This is a genomic window from Ruminococcus difficilis, assembly GCF_016680995.1.
On the sequence record NZ_JAEQMG010000144.1, the window covers coordinates 1 to 1203 of the forward strand.

Annotated in this window: 2 protein-coding genes; both read left to right on the forward strand. The window is 53.4% G+C overall.

Annotated features, from left to right (window positions below; genetic code table 11):
* Positions 1-23: 23 nt before the first annotated feature.
* Positions 24-1043, forward strand: a complete 1020-nt coding sequence (ilvC, locus tag JKK62_RS13290) for a ketol-acid reductoisomerase (RefSeq protein ID WP_201428305.1) — start codon at positions 24-26, stop codon at positions 1041-1043.
* A gap of 53 nt (positions 1044-1096) precedes the next feature.
* The coding region (locus JKK62_RS13295; RefSeq protein ID WP_201428306.1) for a DUF896 domain-containing protein at positions 1097-1203 on the forward strand (107 nt) is incomplete at its 3' end.

The window sequence follows — 1203 nt, forward strand, 5'->3', positions numbered from 1 at the left end:
AAATGAAAGACTACAAAGAAAACATGAAAGCACCGATTTATTATCAGTCCGACTGCAATCTTGCCCTTCTCGACGGCAAGACTATCGCCATTATCGGCTACGGCAGCCAGGGTCACGCTCACGCGCTCAACCTCAAGGAGAGCGGCTGCAACGTAATCATCGGTCTTTACGAGGGCAGTAAGTCATGGGCAAAGGCTGAGGCTCAGGGCTTTGAGGTATTCACCGCTGCCGAGGCTGCCAAGAAGGCGGACATCATCATGATTCTTATTAATGACGAGAAGCAGGCGGCTATGTACAAGAAGGACATCGAGCCCAACCTCGAGGCAGGCAACATGCTCATGTTCGCTCACGGCTTCTCCATTCACTTCGGTCAGATCGTACCTCCCGCTGACGTTGACGTTACCATGATCGCACCCAAGGGCCCGGGTCACACCGTTCGTTCCGAGTATCAGGCAGGCAAGGGTGTTCCCTGTCTCGTAGCTGTTGCTCAGGACGCTACAGGTCAGGCTAAGGATCTCGCACTTGCTTACGCTCTCGGTATCGGCGGCGCAAGAGCAGGCGTTCTCGAGACCACCTTCAGAACCGAGACCGAGACCGACCTCTTCGGTGAGCAGGCTGTTCTCTGCGGCGGCGTTTGCGCTCTGATGCAGGCAGGCTTTGAGACTCTCTGCGAGGCAGGCTACGATCCCAGAAACGCATACTTCGAGTGCATTCACGAGATGAAGCTCATCGTTGACCTTATCTATCAGTCAGGCTTTGCCGGCATGAGATACTCCATCTCCAACACCGCTGAGTACGGCGACTATGTAACAGGTCCCAAGATTATCACCGAGGACACCAAGAAGGCTATGAGAAAGGTTCTCTCCGACATTCAGGACGGTTCCTTTGCCAAGGAGTTCCTCCTCGACATGTCTCCCGCAGGCGGTCAGGCTCACTTCCGCGCTATGAGAAAGCTCGCTGCCGAGGCTCCCGCCGAGAAGATCGGTACCGAGGTAAGAAAGCTCTACAGCTGGTCTGACGAGGATAAGCTCATCAACAACTAATTTACAATTATATGGGGCGGGCAGCTTGTCCGCCCTATAATTTTAGGTGACATATGGAACAGAATTTACTGCGGCGCATCAACGAGCTTGCAAAGAAGAAAAAGACCGTCGGTCTGACGGCTGAGGAACAGGCTGAGCAGAAGAAGCTCTACAAAATCTA

What these genes read in the sequence shown, in the direction of transcription:
- ilvC (WP_201428305.1), top strand. Translation starts at nt 24, where the DNA reads ATGAAAGCACCGATTTATTATCAGTCCGACTGCAATCTTGCCCTTCTC.